Annotated in this window: 1 protein-coding gene and 1 pseudogene; both read right to left on the bottom strand. The window is 37.4% G+C overall.

Going from position 1 to position 3,163, the window contains the following annotated elements:
- Nucleotides 1–295, bottom strand: a pseudogene (gene sipA / locus GMD6S_RS08675) (PI-2 pilus system signal peptidase SipA); the annotation flags it as partial.
- Nucleotides 295–2,853 carry a PI-2 pilus tip adhesin PitA gene (pitA, locus tag GMD6S_RS08670; protein ID WP_001026090.1) on the bottom strand — a complete coding sequence of 853 codons (2,559 nt, stop codon included), beginning with the start codon at nt 2,851–2,853 and terminating at the stop codon, nt 295–297. The gene pitA and the pseudogene sipA, both read right to left, overlap by 1 nt.
- Nucleotides 2,854–3,163 lie beyond the last annotated feature (310 nt).

The following is a 3,163-nucleotide window of genomic DNA, read 5'->3' as shown; positions in this document are numbered from 1 at the left end:
CAATGACACGCGCCACTCTTTCCTTACCTTTATAACTATAGACAAGCAGATCACCAATCGAATAACGTTTATCCAACCTATAGTAGACAACCAAGTCGCCATCTTTTAAGGCTGGCTTCATGCCATCGTCATTGTATCTCAATAGTCCAAAGACAAAAAAGTAAAGGGTGGCCAGTACAAACCCAACCATCAGAAGCTTACTGACTAAGTAGAGGATATCTCCCCATACACTCGGCGGAGACTTATCCCGATTGACTTGTGTTACTGTTTTCTTATGTTTCTTTTTAAGTAGCATTATTTTCTCCTATGTACCACTAGATATCCGAGTAGGATTGTAAAGAAGATTCCCCCTAGAGGAAGGATTATTCCTAACACGAGTGTACTGCTGAGGAAGTCAACTCCGGTTTCAGGCACGCTATTCTTATTATTCGTGACTGTCGCGGACTTATCCCCATCCAGTTTGCCTTCTTGATTTTCATAAGATACCTGATATCCACGAGAAGAGTTTGATTCCTCTTCAATAGTGTAGTGACTATCGAGTGGAAGTCCATCAATTTTTATGGTTTGGTCTTTACTGAGATCTATAGACGCTCGACCATTCGTAAATTGCAGAGGGGTTCTTTTATTATTCACCGTTGCAGTATAGGTTCCATTCAGTGGACTGTTCTGAGCATCCCTGATGTTAATGGTAATCTTGAAGGATTTTAATAAGTTGGCAAATACGCCTGTAACTTTTTTTGTGACTGATAAACTTGGAAGCTTGTGATTCGTAACAGTGCTGGTCTCGTCTTTATTCAGATCGCCCTCTTGATTCTCATATGTAACGTGGTAACCGTTCGTTGATGCCGCTTCTTCTTCAACTTTGTAATGGGTTCCTCGAGGAAGATAGCTTAGAATACCTTTCCAACGTTTTCGTTTTTCGACACGGATCTCCGCTTCTCCATTTACAACAGTTATCTCGCCAAAAGTTCCATTCAATGGCGTAGAATCAGGAGAGGTTAGTTTTACCTTAATTCTAAACTCTTTGTTCAAGTTACTTTCAGCTTCCAACACTTTCTTAATCGTCAGACTTGGCAATTGTTTATAGATTACCTTAAAGGATGGTTTAGTTTCTGTACCAACATTTTTTATTTCTTTGGTAAAGGCTGGGACGTCCGGTGCAATTAAATCGTATTGATATCCTTTGGCAACTTTTTCAAAGTTCCTCGTTTCATTAGATACGTTTTTTCTAACATTCACATTGGTCTTTCGATATTCTTGATTGTCAGAACCTCTGTTCTTGTTCTTTTGAACCAGTTTCAGTTCAACATTACTCGGTTGATCAGCTGTAATAACAGTTCTCGCACCCGTCACACCTTGCCATTCAACTTCCACTGGTACCGTTAATGGATCTGAAGGCTTAAAGGTTGGGTTGTCAGAGTATTCTTTGGTCTTGGTTTGGTAGGTGCCTATTCCATAGGAATAGGTGACACTGGCACCTTTATTGGAGTAGAGTTTATTGACATCAGAACCTTCAGCATCACCGGCCTCTAGTTTTTTATCACCAGCAATGGCATCTAAGGCATCTTGACTTGATGTAACAGTAAATTTGAGGGCGTACTTCACACCATCATCAAGAATGTAGTTAGGATTAAATTTTGCTGTTACTTCGACCAGACCATTTTCATTCTTCCTTGTTTCCAGCGTAACCTTATCTGATCCCAAGGTTTCCTCTTTATCGTTTTCGATTTTTACAACTCGAATATTTGAACTGTTATCGGGAAGAAGTTGAACATATTTGGACAAAACATCCTTGATGGTCACATGGTGAACACCTAGGGGAAGGATTTTCTTGGTGATTTCCTTAAATTGTTCTCTCAATTCCCTTTCATTGTTAGCGGATAATATTTCGTTTGGAATGGAAGAATTATAACTACCAATGTACTCTTTTAGTTTAGAAATACTATCTGTACTATTAGAGTAGCGGAATTTGATAGAATAAAATCCATCAATCTTGGGAGCAAGATAACCAGAAACTGTTTCAGTAAACGTGTTTAGATTGGTTTGATACCACGATGGAGCTATTTCTGTTACACCATCATTATTGCTCCAATTGTAGATCGTATAACCTCTAGTATCGTAGTACATGTTCGCAAAACCATCTGACAAAAGAATAACAACCTTTTTTGCACTTGATCTGGCTGACTGAAGTAATTCTGTTGCTGACTGAAGTCCTGCTCCAATATTTGTACCTGTACCTATTCCTCCTTCGTAACCAATCGAATCACCACTATTATCAACAGACATTCTAGAAACCATTCTTTTGGCTCCTTGAACATCATTGCTCCAGTTTAATACTGTCTTAGCATCATCATGAGAGGAAATACCAGAAAAGTACCCCGCCCAAGCTGGCCATTGATAATAACTATTGTAACGTTGGTTATCTATTTTCCCACCAAATCCTACCATAGATAAACGGTTATTAGAATTGGATAGAATGGTATCAATTAAGCCCTTACGACCATTTGTTCCTTTTAGAGTATTTTTCAATGCGTCAATCCGACTGATCGTCCGTCCATCAAAAGATTGGACATCCTGATTCTGCATACTTCCTGAGAGGTCTGCTACTAAAACAACATCCAAGGGATCCGTTTGGGTCTCCGTTCCCAGTTTGGACGTGATATCCAATGACAACTCATACTTGTCATCCTGTCCTGATATCGGAGTAATTGTTTTATGAAGGGTTGTCTGAGGTTCTGTAGTAGAATCAGCATTTAACAGACTTATCGGAGCACACAAAAAGAGAATAGCTAACAGTGTAACTAAACGGCGTGCAATAATTTGAACTTTCTTAAAATCGAAGCGAATGTTCATTTTATTCTCCTTAACTAGAATGTACTAATATTGTTACTATATCAATCTAGGACATTTACAAGATAATTGTACAATAAAGTTCACGCAGTGTCAATTAATATGATTAATTTTATATTATGTTAATTAATAAAAGAGTATGATTCTTCTTTGTCTTTCAAACTATTCTATGGTAAAATGAAAAAAGAATAAAAAAATCTCATAAAATATCAATGCATATATTTTATTCTAGAATATCCAAAATTTCATTTGAAAGTCTATTGAATTTGAATTATTATATTTTTTCAAAATTCATGAAATTTTCAGAATAAGG

Source organism: Streptococcus sp. GMD6S (genome assembly GCF_000297015.1).
The sequence above is the reverse complement of the archived record's forward strand: the minus strand, read 5'-3'. Positions and strand labels throughout refer to the sequence as shown.

Bases quoted from the DNA above. Each gene is read 5' to 3' on its own strand.
- pitA (WP_001026090.1), bottom strand. From the start codon at position 2,853: ATGAACATTCGCTTCGATTTTAAGAAAGTTCAAATTATTGCACGCCGT.